The sequence below is a fragment of the Microbacterium sp. NPDC008134 genome, from assembly GCF_042957055.1.
Taxonomy (GTDB): Bacteria; Actinomycetota; Actinomycetes; order Actinomycetales; family Microbacteriaceae; genus Microbacterium.
This window is the reverse complement of record NZ_JBIBHO010000001.1, coordinates 687,146-700,180: the sequence shown is the minus strand read 5'-3', so window position 1 is coordinate 700,180 and position 13,035 is coordinate 687,146. Positions and strand designations below refer to the sequence as shown.

Annotated in this window: 17 protein-coding genes and 1 pseudogene; 11 read left to right on the top strand and 7 right to left on the bottom strand. The window is 69.4% G+C overall.

Features of this window, described 5'->3' with window-relative positions:
• The first annotated feature begins 101 nt into the window (after nucleotides 1-101).
• The 3 genes from ACFY9N_RS03290 to ACFY9N_RS03280 are packed head-to-tail and all read left to right on the top strand — an operon-like array spanning nucleotide 102 to nucleotide 910.
• Nucleotides 102-311 (top strand): hypothetical protein, encoded by a 210-nt coding sequence (locus ACFY9N_RS03290; RefSeq protein WP_391476837.1) that lies wholly within the window; start codon nucleotides 102-104, stop codon nucleotides 309-311.
• Nucleotides 311-715 (top strand): VOC family protein, encoded by a 405-nt coding sequence (locus tag ACFY9N_RS03285; RefSeq protein WP_391476836.1) that lies wholly within the window; start codon nucleotides 311-313, stop codon nucleotides 713-715. The genes ACFY9N_RS03290 and ACFY9N_RS03285 overlap by 1 nt, the downstream gene beginning before the upstream one ends.
• A gap of 42 nt (nucleotides 716-757) precedes the next feature.
• Nucleotides 758-910: a hypothetical protein gene (locus ACFY9N_RS03280; RefSeq protein ID WP_391476835.1), complete on the top strand. Its 153-nt coding sequence runs from the start codon at nucleotides 758-760 to the stop codon at nucleotides 908-910.
• Between the two features lie 19 nt (nucleotides 911-929).
• Here ACFY9N_RS03280 and ACFY9N_RS03275 read toward each other — a convergent pair whose 3' ends face one another.
• Complete coding sequence (locus tag ACFY9N_RS03275) at nucleotides 930-2,393, bottom strand: MFS transporter (protein WP_391476834.1); 1,464 nt, start codon at nucleotides 2,391-2,393, stop codon at nucleotides 930-932.
• Nucleotides 2,394-2,466: 73 nt separating this feature from the next.
• Nucleotides 2,467-3,813 (bottom strand): M20/M25/M40 family metallo-hydrolase, encoded by a 1,347-nt coding sequence (locus tag ACFY9N_RS03270; protein ID WP_391476833.1) that lies wholly within the window; start codon nucleotides 3,811-3,813, stop codon nucleotides 2,467-2,469.
• A 48-nt stretch (nucleotides 3,814-3,861) separates the two neighbouring features.
• Here ACFY9N_RS03270 and ACFY9N_RS03265 point away from each other — a divergent pair, with 48 nt between their 5' ends.
• The 4 genes from ACFY9N_RS03265 to ACFY9N_RS03250 all read left to right on the top strand — a co-directional run bounded on the left by ACFY9N_RS03265 (nucleotide 3,862) and on the right by ACFY9N_RS03250 (nucleotide 6,157).
• Nucleotides 3,862-4,869, top strand: a complete 1,008-nt coding sequence (locus ACFY9N_RS03265) for an FUSC family protein (RefSeq protein WP_391476832.1) — start codon at nucleotides 3,862-3,864, stop codon at nucleotides 4,867-4,869.
• Nucleotides 4,870-4,891: 22 nt separating this feature from the next.
• Entirely contained in the window at nucleotides 4,892-5,221 is a 330-nt protein-coding gene (locus ACFY9N_RS03260) for a hypothetical protein (protein ID WP_391476831.1), read from the top strand.
• 157 nt (nucleotides 5,222-5,378) lie between these two features.
• Entirely contained in the window at nucleotides 5,379-5,645 is a 267-nt protein-coding gene (locus ACFY9N_RS03255) for a glutaredoxin family protein (RefSeq protein WP_391476830.1), read from the top strand.
• A gap of 98 nt (nucleotides 5,646-5,743) precedes the next feature.
• Nucleotides 5,744-6,157: a VOC family protein gene (locus tag ACFY9N_RS03250; RefSeq protein ID WP_391476829.1), complete on the top strand. Its 414-nt coding sequence runs from the start codon at nucleotides 5,744-5,746 to the stop codon at nucleotides 6,155-6,157.
• 75 nt (nucleotides 6,158-6,232) lie between these two features.
• On the opposite strand, the gene thrC is transcribed toward ACFY9N_RS03250, so the two are convergent.
• Both thrC and ACFY9N_RS03240 read right to left on the bottom strand, forming a co-directional pair.
• Nucleotides 6,233-7,636: a threonine synthase gene (thrC, locus tag ACFY9N_RS03245; RefSeq protein ID WP_391476828.1), complete on the bottom strand. Its 1,404-nt coding sequence runs from the start codon at nucleotides 7,634-7,636 to the stop codon at nucleotides 6,233-6,235.
• Nucleotides 7,637-7,738: 102 nt separating this feature from the next.
• Nucleotides 7,739-8,209: pseudogene (locus ACFY9N_RS03240) on the bottom strand (methylated-DNA--[protein]-cysteine S-methyltransferase); the annotation flags it as partial.
• 78 nt (nucleotides 8,210-8,287) lie between these two features.
• Here ACFY9N_RS03240 and ACFY9N_RS03235 point away from each other — a divergent pair.
• Nucleotides 8,288-8,632, top strand: coding sequence for an ArsR/SmtB family transcription factor (locus ACFY9N_RS03235; protein WP_391476827.1), 345 nt, complete (start codon nucleotides 8,288-8,290; stop codon nucleotides 8,630-8,632).
• Nucleotides 8,632-9,303: a cation diffusion facilitator family transporter gene (locus tag ACFY9N_RS03230; RefSeq protein ID WP_391476826.1), complete on the top strand. Its 672-nt coding sequence runs from the start codon at nucleotides 8,632-8,634 to the stop codon at nucleotides 9,301-9,303. Before ACFY9N_RS03235 ends, ACFY9N_RS03230 begins: the two co-directional genes overlap by 1 nt.
• A gap of 12 nt (nucleotides 9,304-9,315) precedes the next feature.
• Here ACFY9N_RS03230 and ACFY9N_RS03225 read toward each other — a convergent pair whose 3' ends face one another.
• From ACFY9N_RS03225 to ACFY9N_RS03215, 3 genes are read right to left on the bottom strand one after another with little or no spacing between them, the layout of a single operon-like run.
• A complete protein-coding gene (locus ACFY9N_RS03225) occupies nucleotides 9,316-9,723 on the bottom strand; it encodes an arsenate reductase ArsC (RefSeq protein ID WP_391476825.1) in 408 nt (135 codons plus the stop codon).
• A 19-nt stretch (nucleotides 9,724-9,742) separates the two neighbouring features.
• Nucleotides 9,743-10,345: a response regulator gene (locus tag ACFY9N_RS03220; protein ID WP_391476824.1), complete on the bottom strand. Its 603-nt coding sequence runs from the start codon at nucleotides 10,343-10,345 to the stop codon at nucleotides 9,743-9,745.
• Entirely contained in the window at nucleotides 10,342-11,505 is a 1,164-nt protein-coding gene (locus ACFY9N_RS03215) for a sensor histidine kinase (protein WP_391476823.1), read from the bottom strand. The genes ACFY9N_RS03220 and ACFY9N_RS03215 overlap by 4 nt, the downstream gene beginning before the upstream one ends.
• A gap of 111 nt (nucleotides 11,506-11,616) precedes the next feature.
• On the opposite strand from ACFY9N_RS03215, the gene ACFY9N_RS03210 reads away from it, so the two are divergent.
• A complete protein-coding gene (locus ACFY9N_RS03210) occupies nucleotides 11,617-12,144 on the top strand; it encodes a small multidrug efflux protein (RefSeq protein WP_391476822.1) in 528 nt (175 codons plus the stop codon).
• 193 nt (nucleotides 12,145-12,337) lie between these two features.
• Nucleotides 12,338-12,943 carry a hypothetical protein gene (locus ACFY9N_RS03205; RefSeq protein ID WP_391476821.1) on the top strand — a complete coding sequence of 202 codons (606 nt, stop codon included), beginning with the start codon at nucleotides 12,338-12,340 and terminating at the stop codon, nucleotides 12,941-12,943.
• Nucleotides 12,944-13,035 lie beyond the last annotated feature (92 nt).

The following is a 13,035-nucleotide window of genomic DNA, read 5'->3' as shown; positions in this document are numbered from 1 at the left end:
GGATGATTCCCCCACTGGCTACGGTTTCCATCACCCTAAACAGACATGGAGAGAACGTTCAAGAACTTTCTCCGGAATTCACCCCCCTTTAGAGTTATCCCATGAATCCCGCCCGTCGCCGCCTCGCACTCCGCCTCTCCGTCACCGTCGGACTCCTCGTGCTCGGCGTCGTGATCGGACTGATCTTCCAGAACGTCTGGCTCGGTGTGCTGCTCGCCGCGATCGTCTGGATCGGGTGGTTCCTCGGTTACGAATCACGGCGGGGGCACAACGCCGGCGTGAACGACGAAGACCACGGCATCGAGATCTGATGCCCCTCCTCGATCACCTCGGCATCACCGTCGCCGACCTCGAACGGGGGCGCGCACAGTTCGATCCGGTGCTCTCCGCGCTCGGCTTCTCGAGCGGGTACGGTGACGACCACTCGCTCTCCTGGAACAAAGATGGCGAGACTGAACTGATCCTCATGGCGCCCCGGGACGACGCTCCGGAACCCCACCGCCACGGAAGCGTCGGCTGGCAGCACCTGGCCTTCGCCGTCGGGTCTCGCGACGAGGTCGAGCGGCTGCACGCCGTCGCCGTCGCGGCGGGATGGACACCCGTGCGAGAACCGAAGGAGTACCCGCGCTTCACCGAGCGCTACTACGCGTCGTTCGTCGAGGACGACGGCGGCATCCGCATCGAGTTCATGCACAACCCGCCGCGCGACGCTTGACACCTATGCCGACGGGTGGGCGCTGATGTGGGGATGGCATTCATGAACGACGCGCAGATCTGGGCCATGATCGGAGCCTTCACGGCACTGATGCTGGGGATGCTCACGGTGATCTCGACCCTGTTCATCCACGTCGTTCGCGCCGAGATCGGCGGGCTGCGCAGCGAGATGAACGGGCGGCTCGATCGCGACTGACCGATCCGTGCGCCCGAGGTCAGACGACCGGCGACACCTCGACCTCGGCGGGACGGTCCGTGAACGCCGTCTTCGGCACGAAGACGAGCGTGGCCGCAGCCACCAGAGCCGTGACACCGCACACGATCCACACCGTGAAGTAACCGGCGAGCGATCCGGCCGTGCCGTCGGCTGTCGAGGCCGCGGACTCGGCCACACCGTTCAACAGCGCGATGCCGAAGACGCACGACGCGATCGCGCCGCCCACCGTCTTGACCGAGTTGGTCAGGCCGGTCGCCACGCCCGTCTGCGTCGCGGGCGCACCGGAGGCCGCCGCCGCGGGAAGGGCGGCGACGAGCGCTCCGGAGCCGAGCCCGGCGATCACCATGTTGGTCACCACCTGCGCATACGTGTCGTGGAACGGCAGGAAGAGCAGGAAGCCGATCCCGACCAGGAGCGACGCGCCCATCAGCGTGAGTCTGGGCGTGGTGCGGCGCGCGATCAGCGGGAAGAGGAGTGCTCCGGCGATCATCGCGATGAGGTACAGCCCGATGATCAGCGATGTCTGGAAGCCCGAGGTGCCCAGGCCGTAGCCGTGCAGGGCGGGATCGGTACGCGCGAAGGTCGACAGCGGAGCCTGTGCGCCGAGCACGCTGACGCCGAAGAGACCGGCGGTGAGGAACACCGGACCGAGTGCCGGGGAACGGAACATGCGCACGTCGATCAGAGGGTCGTCGTGGCGGAGCTCCCACAGCACGAACGGCACGACCAGCACGATCCCGAGCAGCACCACGGCCCACGACCACGGGTTAACGAGGCCGCCGTCGAGACGCAGCAGGCTGAGCCCGCCGGTGAAGCACACGAGGGCGAGCGAGATGAGGATGAGTCCGACGGTATCGAACGCACCGCCGGTGGGGTCGGGCGACTCCTTCACGCCGAACAGGATCACGAAGAAACACACGACGATGAGGATCGCCGGCACGAGGAGAACGACCGTCAGCGGCAGCGCATCGACCAGCGCACCTCCGGCGAGCGCACCGAGGATCGCCCCTCCCTCGAGAGCGGCGACGAGAAGTCCCGCGGCCTTCGCCGTGATCGTCGAGCGACCCTCCATCCGCCGCGAACGCGACCAGATCAGGGCGATCTCGAGCGGCAGCCACACGACGTAGAAGCCCATGAGCGTCCATGCGACGAGGAAGACCGCGAACGAGTCGGTGAACGGCAGCACGAGCGCGGCAGCGGCGGTGAGCGCCGTCGAGATCAACAGCATCCGCTTGTGGCCGATCATGTCGCCGAGCTTCGCGAACGCCGGCACGACCAGGGCGGACAGCATGAGCTGCGTGCCTTCGAGCCAGTTCACGTCGGCATCGTGGATGCCGAGATGGCGGGCGATGTCGGTGAGCATGGGGGTGTAGTACCCCTGTAGCACTCCGCTCGTGAACTCGACGAAGGCGAGATAGCCGACGACGGCGGCGAGGGTGCCCAGCGTGCGGGTGCGAGTCATCGCAACTCCTGCTTCTCTCCCGGCCCTGGCTGCGAGGAGTTCGGGCCTCCGGGCCGTTGCAGGGCGACTGAGATCACACTAGCCGTTCGAGGAGCGCGCGATGGAAGCGCTCTCCCCGCATCAGGGCGGCGATCTCGACGTTCTCGTCGACGCCGTGGATCGATGCCCGCTGCGCGTTCGACATCTCGAGCGGCGCGAAGCGGTACACCGCCGGAGAGAAGCGGTGGAAATGCCGGGAGTCGGTCGCGGCCATCATCACATAGGGCACGGCGGGCACCCCCGGATGCGAGACCTCGAGCGCCTCGGCGAGGAGCGCGAACTGCTCGTTCTCGGTCGAGGACTCGGGCGACGGCTCGCTCGCCTCGATCACCTCGACCTTCACGAGGGGGTCGCGCACGCGTCGCCGTACCCGCAGGACGGTCTGCTGCGTGGTCGCCCCCAGCGCGATGCGCAGATTGACCGTGGCGGATGCCTGCGACGGCAGCACGTTCGCGGCGGTACCGCCGGACTGCATCGTGGGCGCGATGGTCGTGCGGACGAGGGCCGCCGGCTCTCCGCCGAGCGCAGCGAACACGCGCGCCGTGAGCAGAGGAGCGGATCCGAGCACGCGCAGCAGATGCCTCGCGGAGCCGGGCGTCTGGTCGGCGAGCCGCGACAGCATCCGGAGGATCGCCGTCGATGCACGGGGCCGGAACGTGCCCGGCCCCAGCCGATCGACGGCGCGGGCGATGCGCCGCACCGCCGTGAGCGTCGGTGGCGCGGAGGCATGGCCGCCCTCGCCGCGGGCCGAGAGCCGCACGGTCATCACCCCCTTCTCGCCGACGCCGATCATCGCCGCCCGTCCGGGCACGAACGGCAGCGGCGCGTCGACCACTGCTCCCCCCTCATCGACGACGAGCCAGGGCACGATACCGCGATCGCGCAGGACCCGCGCGATCTCCTGCGCCGCGTGCCCGTACGTCTCCTCGTTCCCGCCGAACGACAGATAGACGTCGCGTGCGGGCACGAAGCCATCGGCGAGCAGGTTCTCGACGGCTTCGAGCACGACGATCAGGGGCCCCTTGTCATCGAGCGCGCCCCGCCCGTAGACGATGCCGTCGGCGATGACCCCGGCGAACGGAGGGTGCGTCCAGGCGTCGCTCTCGTCGACCGGGACGACGTCGTAGTGCGCCATCAGCACGACCGGGCCGTCGGATCCCTCGGCACGCCCGCGCCAGCGGAAGAGGAGACCGAAGTCGGTGTGGCGCTCGAGCGCGAGATGCGTGTGCGTCAGCGGGTAGAGCTCGGCGATCAGGGCGACGAAGGCTTCGAACGGCTCGCGTCCGCGCTCCTCGAGTTCTGCCGAGACGGTGGGCAGCTGGATCATCCGCGAAAGGCGTTCGTCGATACCGGGGCGCACGGTGGGGGTCACGTTCGCCATCGTATCGACCGGCGCCGGCGCCGTCGGAGCGAGGAGGACAATGGAGGAGTGAGCCTCTTCGCCTTCGCCCCCTCCCGTGGACCGCGTCGGCCCCTCGCCCTCCAGGCCGCGATCGGCATCGCGGCTCCGATCGCGGTGATGACCCTCGCGGGTCACGCGCCGCTCGGGTACGTCGCCGCTTCCGGCGCCTTCACCGTGCTCTACGCCGGGTCCGCTCCGGTGGTCGACCGCGCACGAGTGCTGCCGATCGTCGCCGTCGCGCTGCTCGCGAGTGCCTTCCTCGGCACCCTGGTCTCGGGGAACACCCTCGTCGTGAGCATCGGCGTCGTGGTCGTGGCGACGGTGAGCGCCGCGCTCGCTTTCGGCTTCCGGCTCGGCCCGCCCGGGCCGCTGTTCTTCGTGCTCGTCTACGGACTGTCGGCCCACGTGGTGGCCGGGGCGCTCCCACCGCTCGTCTATCTCGCGGCGCTCGCCGGCGGCTGCCTGTTCTCGTACCTCGTCGCCCTGACACCGCTCGCGCTCCCGCGCATCCGAGGGATCGGAGCCCGTCCGCTGCGGGAGATCCTGCCCGGCCCGGCGTGGAACGCGGATTCCCGGATGCTCCTGCTCCGTGTCGTGATCGTCTCGCTCGTGGGCGTTCTGCTGGGCCTCGTGGTCGACCCGGATCGCACGTACTGGATCGTGGGTTCGGCCGTCGCCGTGATCGGCGTCGCGGCCGCGCGTCGCGCCGCCTTCCAGCGCGGGCTGCATCGGATGCTGGGGACCGTGGTCGGCGCCGGCCTCTACATCATCCTCGCCCTGCTGCACCCGGCCGGCATCTGGCTGGCGCTGCTGCTCGGCCTGCTGCAGTTCTCGATCGAGCTCGTCGTCGTGCGTCACTACGCGCTCGCCCTCGTGTTCATCACCCCGCTCGTGCTCCTGCTGACCGGGGCAGCGACCGGCAGCATCGGTTCGCTCGATGTGGCGGGCGAACGGATCGTCGACACCATCGTCGGCGCGGTGCTCGGTGCGGCCTCGGGTGTCCTGCATCCGCGGGCGGCGTCGCGGGATACGTGAGGGGCGCATTTTCTCTTCACAAGTGGTGATCGTGGCGAGTTCTCCACAGATCGTGACGGGCAGTGCGGACAGCGCGTCGACCCTTGGCAGGATGGACGCAACGCCGCACGATGAGGAGATGATCGCCATGGCCGAACCGCAGATCTGGACGATGATCGGCGCATTCGCCGCTCTGATGTTCGGCATGATGACGACGGTCTCGACCGTTTTCATCCGCGTGTTGCGAGCAGAGCTCGGCGGCCTGCGCGCCGAGATGAACTCTCGCTTCGAGATCGTCGGTCACCGCATCGACGGGCTCGACCGCGACGTGCAGGCACTCGTCAAGCGCACCTTCGGCCTGGACAGGGAGTGACGGCGTGACGCGCGACGCCGCGATCGAGGACTACCACGCCCTCGTCCAGCGCACCGACTTCTGAACGACCGGTTCCCGACCGGATACGTCAGGTCGGGAACACCCGCAGGCGGTCTCCGGTTGCATCGGTGGAGGCATCCGCCGAGAGGAGACGCGCATGGAACTGACGCTCGTGACGTCGGCGTTCTGCGGCGCATGTGCCAGAACCCGGGCCGTCCTGAATGACGCCGCGCGTTTCCTACCGGATGCGACCATCACCGAGATCGACGTCGCCCGCGATCCCGACGCCGCCGAGGCGCTCGACATCCGCTTCACGCCGACCGTGATCATCCGTCGCACGGACGGCGAGACGGTCTTCCGCGCCGAGGGAGTGCCGACCGTTCCGCAGGTGCTCACCGCCGCGGTTCGCGCCCTCCCCGCCTGAACCGCGACGAGTCCGCACGACTCTCTTGTGCGCAGCCGCGGACCGACGCAGACTGGGCGTGTCTCGGAGCCGGGGCACCCCTCTCACCAGGAGCAGTCATGGCGAATCTCAACCCCTACCTGTCGTTCCGCACCGACGCCCGCCAGGCGATGGAGTTCTATCAGAGCGTGCTCGGTGGAGACCTCGACATCAGTGTGTTCGGGGACTTCCCCGACATGATGCAGGATCCGAATCAGAAGGGCCTCATCATGCACGCGCAGCTCACCACGCCGGACGGCCTGGTACTCATGGCCTCCGACACCCCCGACGGGATGCCCTACGAGAGACCCGCAGGGATCTCGGTCTCGCTCAGCGGCAACACGCAGGCACGCACCCAGGAGGTGTGGGACAAGCTCTCCGACGGAGCGACGATCACGATGCCCCTCGACGTTCCGCCGTGGGGCGGCACGTTCGGAATGCTCGTCGACCGCTTCGGCATCGACTGGATGCTGCACGGCGACCCCGAGGAGTGACCCGGTGGCGACCGCTGCGCCCTTCGACAGGCTCAGGGACCCAGCGGTCGCAGACCAGGGACGCAGCGGGAGCGATCAGCGCAGAGCGTTCGCTTCGATGAACGCGCGCAGCGCGTGCTCGTCGTCGGCCATCTCCGTCACGTGCTGGGGCGCACCCAGCATGTCGCGGAGCTCCTTCGAGTAGTCGAGCTCGACACCGATCGCCTCGTTGATCGTCTCGGCGAACTTGTGCGGCTTCGCGGTCTCGAGAACGAGCATCGGCACGCCCTCCTCTACGTACTGACGCGCCACCTTCACACCGTCGGCGGTGTGGGGATCGATGATCTCCTCGGTCGCGGCGTACACCGCACGGATGGTCTCGAGGCGATCCGCGTGCGTCGACGTGCCGCTGACGATGCCGAACTCCTCCGCGAAGCGCGGCTGATCGCCGGCGAAGTCGAAGTAGCCCTGCTCGTCGAGGTCGCGCCAGGCGCCGACGACACGCTCGGGGTCCCGACCGACGAGCTCGAAGATGAAGCGCTCGAGGTTCGAGGCCTTCGAGATGTCCATCGAAGGGCTCGACGTGGCGAGGGTCTGCGCCGCGTTGCGCGGCCGATAGACACCGGTGCGGAAGAACTCGTCGAGCACGTTGTTCTCGTTGGCGGCGAGCACGAGGCGACGGATCGGGAGACCCATCTGCTTCGCGAAGAATCCCGAGAGGATGTTGCCGAAGTTGCCCGAGGGAACGGTGAACGACACCTCGGTCGGGCCGTCGGCATCCGTCGCCCGCAGCCAGGCCCAGAAGTAGTAGACGACCTGCGCGGTGATGCGCGCGAGGTTGATCGAGTTCACCGCGCCGAGGTTCTGCGCCCGCTTGAAGTCGAGGTCGCCCGCGAGGTGCTTGACGAGGTTCTGGCAGTCGTCGAACACGCCCTCGACAGCGAGGTTGTGCACGTTGGCGTCGTCGAGCGAGAACATCTGCGCGCGCTGGAACGCGCTCATGCGCCCCTGCGGCGAGAGCATGAAGACCGAGACGCGGTCCTTTCCGCGCAGCGCGTGCTCGGCCGCGGAGCCGGTGTCGCCCGAGGTCGCCCCGAGGATGTTGAGCACCGAGCCCTTGCGCTCCAGCGCGTACTCGAGCACCTGACCGAGGAACTGCATCGCCATGTCCTTGAAGGCGAGCGTCGGCCCCTCGGAAAGGCCGACGAGCGTGAGTCCCCCGTCGATCGGGCGCAGCGGCACGACGTCGCCGGGGAACGGCGCGTACGCCGCCTCGGTCATCCGTGCGAGGTCTTCGCGCGGGATGTCGGTGGCGAAGAGGCCGAGCACCTCGGTCGCGAGCTGCGGGTATGTCAGGGCCCGCCAGCGTTCGAGCGTCTCGGTGTCGACGGTCGGCATCTCGGCGGGGACCGCGAGCCCTCCGTCGGGCGCGAGGCCCTCCAACAGCGTCTCGCTGAACGGCTGCGGCTGCATGCCGCCGCGGGTGGAGATGAACTGCACGTTGGCTCCTCGGCTCGGGACTTCGGCACGTCCATTCTCGCAGGACGGCGGGCGCGTCGATGACGCGATGACGGATGCCGTGCCGAGCCGGGACGCGAGCCGTCAGAAGAGAGACGCCGGGAGCGCCCCTTCGTGCTCGAGAAGCCAGCGCTTGGTCTCGAGACCGCGGCCGGGAGCACCGCCGGAGTACCCGCCGAGTCCGTCTCCGGCCACGACCCGGTGGCACGGCACGATGAGCGGCACCGGATTGGCGCCCATGATCGACCCGATCCCCCGGGCGGGCACGTCGGTTCCGCTGCGGGCCGCGAGGCCGCCGTAGGTGACGGTCTCACCGTGCCCTACCGTCTCGTACAGCGCCGTCAGCACCGCTCGCGTCGCGACGGTCTGCTCGCCGAGGTCGATCGGCAGGTCGAGGCGCGTGAGCCGACCGGTGAAGTAAGCGTCCAGTTGCCGGAGCGCTTCGCCCAGCAACGGCTCCGAGCCCGTGTCGGCCCCGGTCGGCGGGTCGGTGATCCACGTGACGCGCGTGAGGGAGACCCCGTCACTGACGACGCCGACGACCCCGACCGGCGTCGGTACCGTTCCGAACCACGACGTGCCTCGAACTTACCCCGCCCCGGTCAATACATATTTCGCTTAATTCAGAAAGCCATGTACTCTCAGAACGTGACCACCGCCACGCTTTCGCACACCGCCGCCCTCGCCCGCCTCGGACACGCGTTCTCCGACCCGACCCGCGCAGGCATCCTGCTCGCTCTGCGCACCGGCGACGCGTTTCCGGCCGATCTCGCCGACGAGCTCGGGGTCTCGCGCCAGGTCATGTCGAACCACCTCACCTGCCTGCGCGGCTGCGGCCTCGTCGAGAGCATTCCCGACGGACGACGCAGCCGCTACCGGCTCACCGACCCGCACCTCGCGCCGGCGCTCGACGAGCTGCTGCGCGTCGTGCTGATCGTCGACCCCGGATGCTGCGACGGCGAGGGGTGCACCTGTTGATGTCGACCACACTCACCCCGACCCGACGCGACACCCTGCACCGACGCATCCGCCTGATCGTCGCGATCACGATCGGGTACAACCTCGTCGAAGCGGTGATCGCGATCACGGCGGGCACCGTCGCCTCGTCGGCGGCCCTGATCGGCTTCGGCCTCGACTCGAGCATCGAGGTGCTGTCGGCGGCGGCGGTCGCCTGGCAGTTCACCCGACGCGATCCCGAGAAGTGGGAGAAGCCCACCCTGCGGGTGATCGCCGTCGCATTCTTCCTGCTCGCCGCGTATGTCACGACGACATCCGTCCTCGCTCTCGTGACGGCCGAGCGCCCCGAGCACAGCACCGTCGGCATCGTCCTCACGGCAGTCAGCGTCGCGATCATGCCGTTCCTGTCGTTCGCCGAGCGCCGCGCCGGCCGCGAGGTCGGATCCGCCACCGCCGTCGCCGATTCGAAGCAGACCCTCATCTGCACGTATCTCTCGGGCGCCGTGCTCGTGGGGCTCGTGCTGAACAGCCTGGTCGGATGGTGGTGGGCGGACGCCGTCGCCGGCCTCGTCATCGCTGCGTTCGCCGTCCGCGAGGGATGGGAGGCCTGGCAGGGCGACGCCTGCGCGACGTCGGTCGGGATGATCCTCGAAGACGGCCACGAGGACGACCCCGACCACCACGCGCACTGAGCGCGCGAACCGTCAGACGAGTTCGGCGACGAGGCTCTCGATGCGGGCGCGGATCTCGTCACGGATCGGACGCACCGCGTCGATGCCCTGACCGGCCGGGTCGTCGAGCGTCCAGTCCTCGTAACGCTTGCCGGGGAAGAACGGGCAGGCGTCACCGCACCCCATGGTGATGACGACGTCGGACGCCAGCACGGCCTCGGTCGTGAGCACCTTCGGCTGCTCGGCGGTGATGTCGATGCCGAGCTCGCTCATCGCCGCGACCGCGACCGGGTTGATCGCGTCGGCGGGCATCGACCCGGCCGAGCGCACCTCGATGCGATCCCCGGCGATCTCGCGCAGGAATCCCGCGGCCATCTGCGAGCGGCCGGCGTTGTGCACGCAGACGAACAGAACCGAGGGCTTGGCGGCGGAGGAGGTCATGATGCCCAGGATAAGCGGCTCAGATCCAGCCGCGCTCCTCGGCGAGGAGCACCGCCTGCTGCCGCGTCGCGACCGAGAGCTTGCCGAGGATCGCCGAGACGTGGTTGCGCACGGTTCCCGGGGCGAGGGACAGGATTCGGGCGATCTGCCCGGTCGTCTCGCCGCGGCGCCCGGCACGCAGCACGTCGAGTTCGCGATCGGTCAGCGGCGAGCGCTCGTCGCTGAGGGCGTCGGCGGCGATCTCCGGATCGACGTACTTGCCCCCGGCGGCGACCTTGCGGATGACGGCTGCCACCTCGTTCGCTCCGCGGGACTTGGGCAGGAAGCCCGACACCCCCGACGCCAGCGCGCGGCGCAGCACACCCGGCCGGGCGTGCCGGGTGACGACCACGCAGCGGGTCGCGATGGCGCGGTTGAGACGCTCGGCGACCTGCACGCCGTCGAGGCCCGGCATCTCGAGGTCGAGCAGGCATACGTCGGGTTCGAGCCGCAGGGCCTCGGCCACCGCCTCCTCGCCGTCACCGCACTCTGCCACCACGTCGATGTCGTCTTCGAGTCGCAGCAATGCGGCGAGCGCCGACCGGATCATGCCCTCGTCGTCGGCGAGCAGCACGCGGATCATCGCGCGTCCTCCGCCGGTACGGTCACGGTGACCTCGAACTCTTCGCCGTCGTCGTGCACGTCGAGTTCTCCGTCGACCTCGGCGAGACGGCGGCGGATGCCGTCGAGGCCCGAGCCCTCGGCATCCGCTTGCCCGCCTGGCGGGCGGTCGTTCGCGATCACGTAGCGCCACCGCGTTCCGTCGCGTTCCAGCGACAACCGTGCCCGAGTACCGCCGCCGTGACGCAGCGCGTTGGTGGTGGTCTCGCGGATCACGGGTCCGAGAGCGGATGCCGGGGCGAGCGCCGCGTCCGGGGCGATCCGCGCCTCGACCTCGAGTCCCGCGGCGGTGAGCAGGTCGCGAGCGTTGGCGAGCTCGTCGCCCAACGGCACGGAGCGGAACCGGGTGGCGAGGTCGCGCGTGCCCTGCCGCGCGTCGTCGACGCTGCCGCGCGCGGCGCGCAACTGCTCCATCCCGGCATCCGCGTCGACCGGCATGAGGCGCTCGGCGAGCTCGAGCTGAAGGGCGATCACCTGCAGGTGGTGTCCCTGCAGGTCGTGCACGTCGGTCGCGACGCGCAGACGTTCCTGGGTGGCGGCGAGCTTGACCTCGGCAGCGCGGGCGCGGTCGAGGGTGTTCAGCACGTCCCACCACCACAGCGTGCTCACGGTCATGAGCGGCAGGAGCGCGGTGTAGAAGATCGGCATCCACCACACAGCCGCCGCTTCGTCATGCGCGTCGATGAACCCGAGCACCCCCATGACCAGCACCGCCGCGATCGTCACGCGGTAGCGCACCCCGGCCGGCCAGTTGAGCAGTGCGAGCGACTGGACGATCGGCATGAGCGCGAGTTGCCAACTGCCGAGCGCGATGCCCGCGACGACACCGAACACCACCGCGATCGTCATCGGCAGGAGGATGCTCCGCCAGGCGACGCCAGGCTCGGCGTCGATGCGGTGCCGGTAATCGCGCAGCAGGAGAGCCGTGGACGCCCACCAGATCAGCCCACCGATCGCCACGACCATGCCGGGCACGATGCTCTCGGGTTCGGCGAACGCGAGCACCGTCCAGAAGAACACCAGCATGAGCTCGAGGAACAGCACTCCCGACACCGTGTACCACCACGTGGCGATGATGCCGCGCGCGAGTTGGCGGGCGCCGGGGGTCGAGGGGGTGCTCACCCCACCACCCTAGAGCCGTGACAGTTGTCACCCCTCGGGCGTGCACAGCGCATGGATTCCGGTGACACCGCGGCACTGCCGCGAACGGGCGAAGGCGGGTGAACTGGAACCATGAACCTCATCGAGACCTTCCAGAACCTGGTCGCCCAGGTGCCCGAGCTCGTCCAGCCCCTGATCGTCGCCCTCGCCGGCGCCATCCCGTTCATCGAGGGCGAGGGCGCCGCGTCGATCGGCATCATCGGCGGCATCCACCCGGTCGTCGCGGCGATCGCCGGTATCGTGGGCAACTTCCTCTGCGTGCTGGTGCTCGTGCTCGCGAGCTCCGGTGCCCGCCAGGCCATCGTGCAGCGCAGCCAGGCCCGCAAGCTCGTCGCGGCCAGCGGCGATGCGACGGCGCTCGAGACCCCGGAGCCGACGAGCCCCCGCAAGCAGAAGTTCCAGAACGCGCTCGAGCGCTACGGCGTTCCCGGCGTGAGCCTGCTCGGCCCGCTGCTCCTGCCGACGCAGTTCACCGCGACGATGCTCGCCGCGACCGGTGTGAGCAAGGCGCGCATCCTCTTCTGGCAGGGACTCGCGATCGTTCTCTGGACGACGCTCCTGACCGTCATCGTCGGCGGCGCGGTGCACGTAATCGCCTGACACGGGCTCGCCGGAGGGAGATGAGGGGCGGCATGTGGGGACCACCGCCCCTCGGGTGTGGTGCCCGAAGCACCGACGTGATCGGGGAGATCACATGGGGCCCTGGGGAAGGGCCTGTTCAGAACAACGAGGGGCGTCGGAGAATCTGACGCCCCTCGTTCGTCGAGTTGCCGCGACCTGACAGAATGGACGCGTGCACCCGTCCAGAAGACCCGCCGTCCTGCGCGGGTTCGCGGCATCCGCGGTGGCGATCTTCGTCGCACTGGCCGGGCACGTCACGGCGGGTGGCGCGATGCCGGGGCCGCTCGGGATCCTCGTGCCCTGGGTGCTCTCGTTCATGGTGTGCGTGCTCCTCGCCGGCCGCCGGCTCTCGGTCATCCGGTTGAGCATCTCGGTGGCCGTCAGCCAGTTCCTCTTCCACACGCTCTTCGTTCTCGGCACGATCACCCCGTCGGGCGTCGTCGCCCCGCACGTGCACGGCGCCCCGCTGGTGCTGCCGGCTGCGGGCACGATCCCGGATGCCGTCGCCGCCGACGGCATGATGTGGATCGGCCACGTGGTCGCCGCCCTGATCACGATCGCCGCCCTGCACCGCGGCGAGCGCCTGCTCCTCGGCCTCCGCGACCTCGCGCAGCAGAGCATCCGTTGGGTGCAGCGTCGCGTCGCATCCGCGACCTTCGTGCCGCTGCCGCGCCCGCTCACGGCTCCCGCGGTCATCTCCGTCATCGTTGCCCTGCGCGATGCCCTGCTGCTGTCGACCCTCCGCGGTCGAGCTCCGCCCCTCTCCCCCGCGATCTGATCCGCACCTCCGGCATCTGGGCCGGCAGGTGATCACGCCTGCGCCGGCACGCTGCCGTGCGGGCATCCGAACGCACATACGGCGCCGGCTGT

Coding starts and splice junctions, on each gene's coding strand:
- ACFY9N_RS03255 (WP_391476830.1), top strand. CDS start 5,379: ATGGAACTGACGCTCGTGACGTCGGCGTTCTGCGGCGCATGTGCCAGA.
- ACFY9N_RS03280 (WP_391476835.1), top strand. CDS start 758: ATGAACGACGCGCAGATCTGGGCCATGATCGGAGCCTTCACGGCACTG.
- ACFY9N_RS03250 (WP_391476829.1), top strand. CDS start 5,744: ATGGCGAATCTCAACCCCTACCTGTCGTTCCGCACCGACGCCCGCCAG.
- ACFY9N_RS03230 (WP_391476826.1), top strand. CDS start 8,632: ATGTCGACCACACTCACCCCGACCCGACGCGACACCCTGCACCGACGC.
- ACFY9N_RS03210 (WP_391476822.1), top strand. CDS start 11,617: ATGAACCTCATCGAGACCTTCCAGAACCTGGTCGCCCAGGTGCCCGAG.
- ACFY9N_RS03290 (WP_391476837.1), top strand. CDS start 102: ATGAATCCCGCCCGTCGCCGCCTCGCACTCCGCCTCTCCGTCACCGTC.
- ACFY9N_RS03220 (WP_391476824.1), bottom strand. CDS start 10,345: ATGATCCGCGTGCTGCTCGCCGACGACGAGGGCATGATCCGGTCGGCG.
- ACFY9N_RS03270 (WP_391476833.1), bottom strand. CDS start 3,813: ATGGCGAACGTGACCCCCACCGTGCGCCCCGGTATCGACGAACGCCTT.
- ACFY9N_RS03225 (WP_391476825.1), bottom strand. CDS start 9,723: ATGACCTCCTCCGCCGCCAAGCCCTCGGTTCTGTTCGTCTGCGTGCAC.
- ACFY9N_RS03285 (WP_391476836.1), top strand. CDS start 311: ATGCCCCTCCTCGATCACCTCGGCATCACCGTCGCCGACCTCGAACGG.
- ACFY9N_RS03275 (WP_391476834.1), bottom strand. CDS start 2,393: ATGACTCGCACCCGCACGCTGGGCACCCTCGCCGCCGTCGTCGGCTAT.
- ACFY9N_RS03235 (WP_391476827.1), top strand. CDS start 8,288: ATGTACTCTCAGAACGTGACCACCGCCACGCTTTCGCACACCGCCGCC.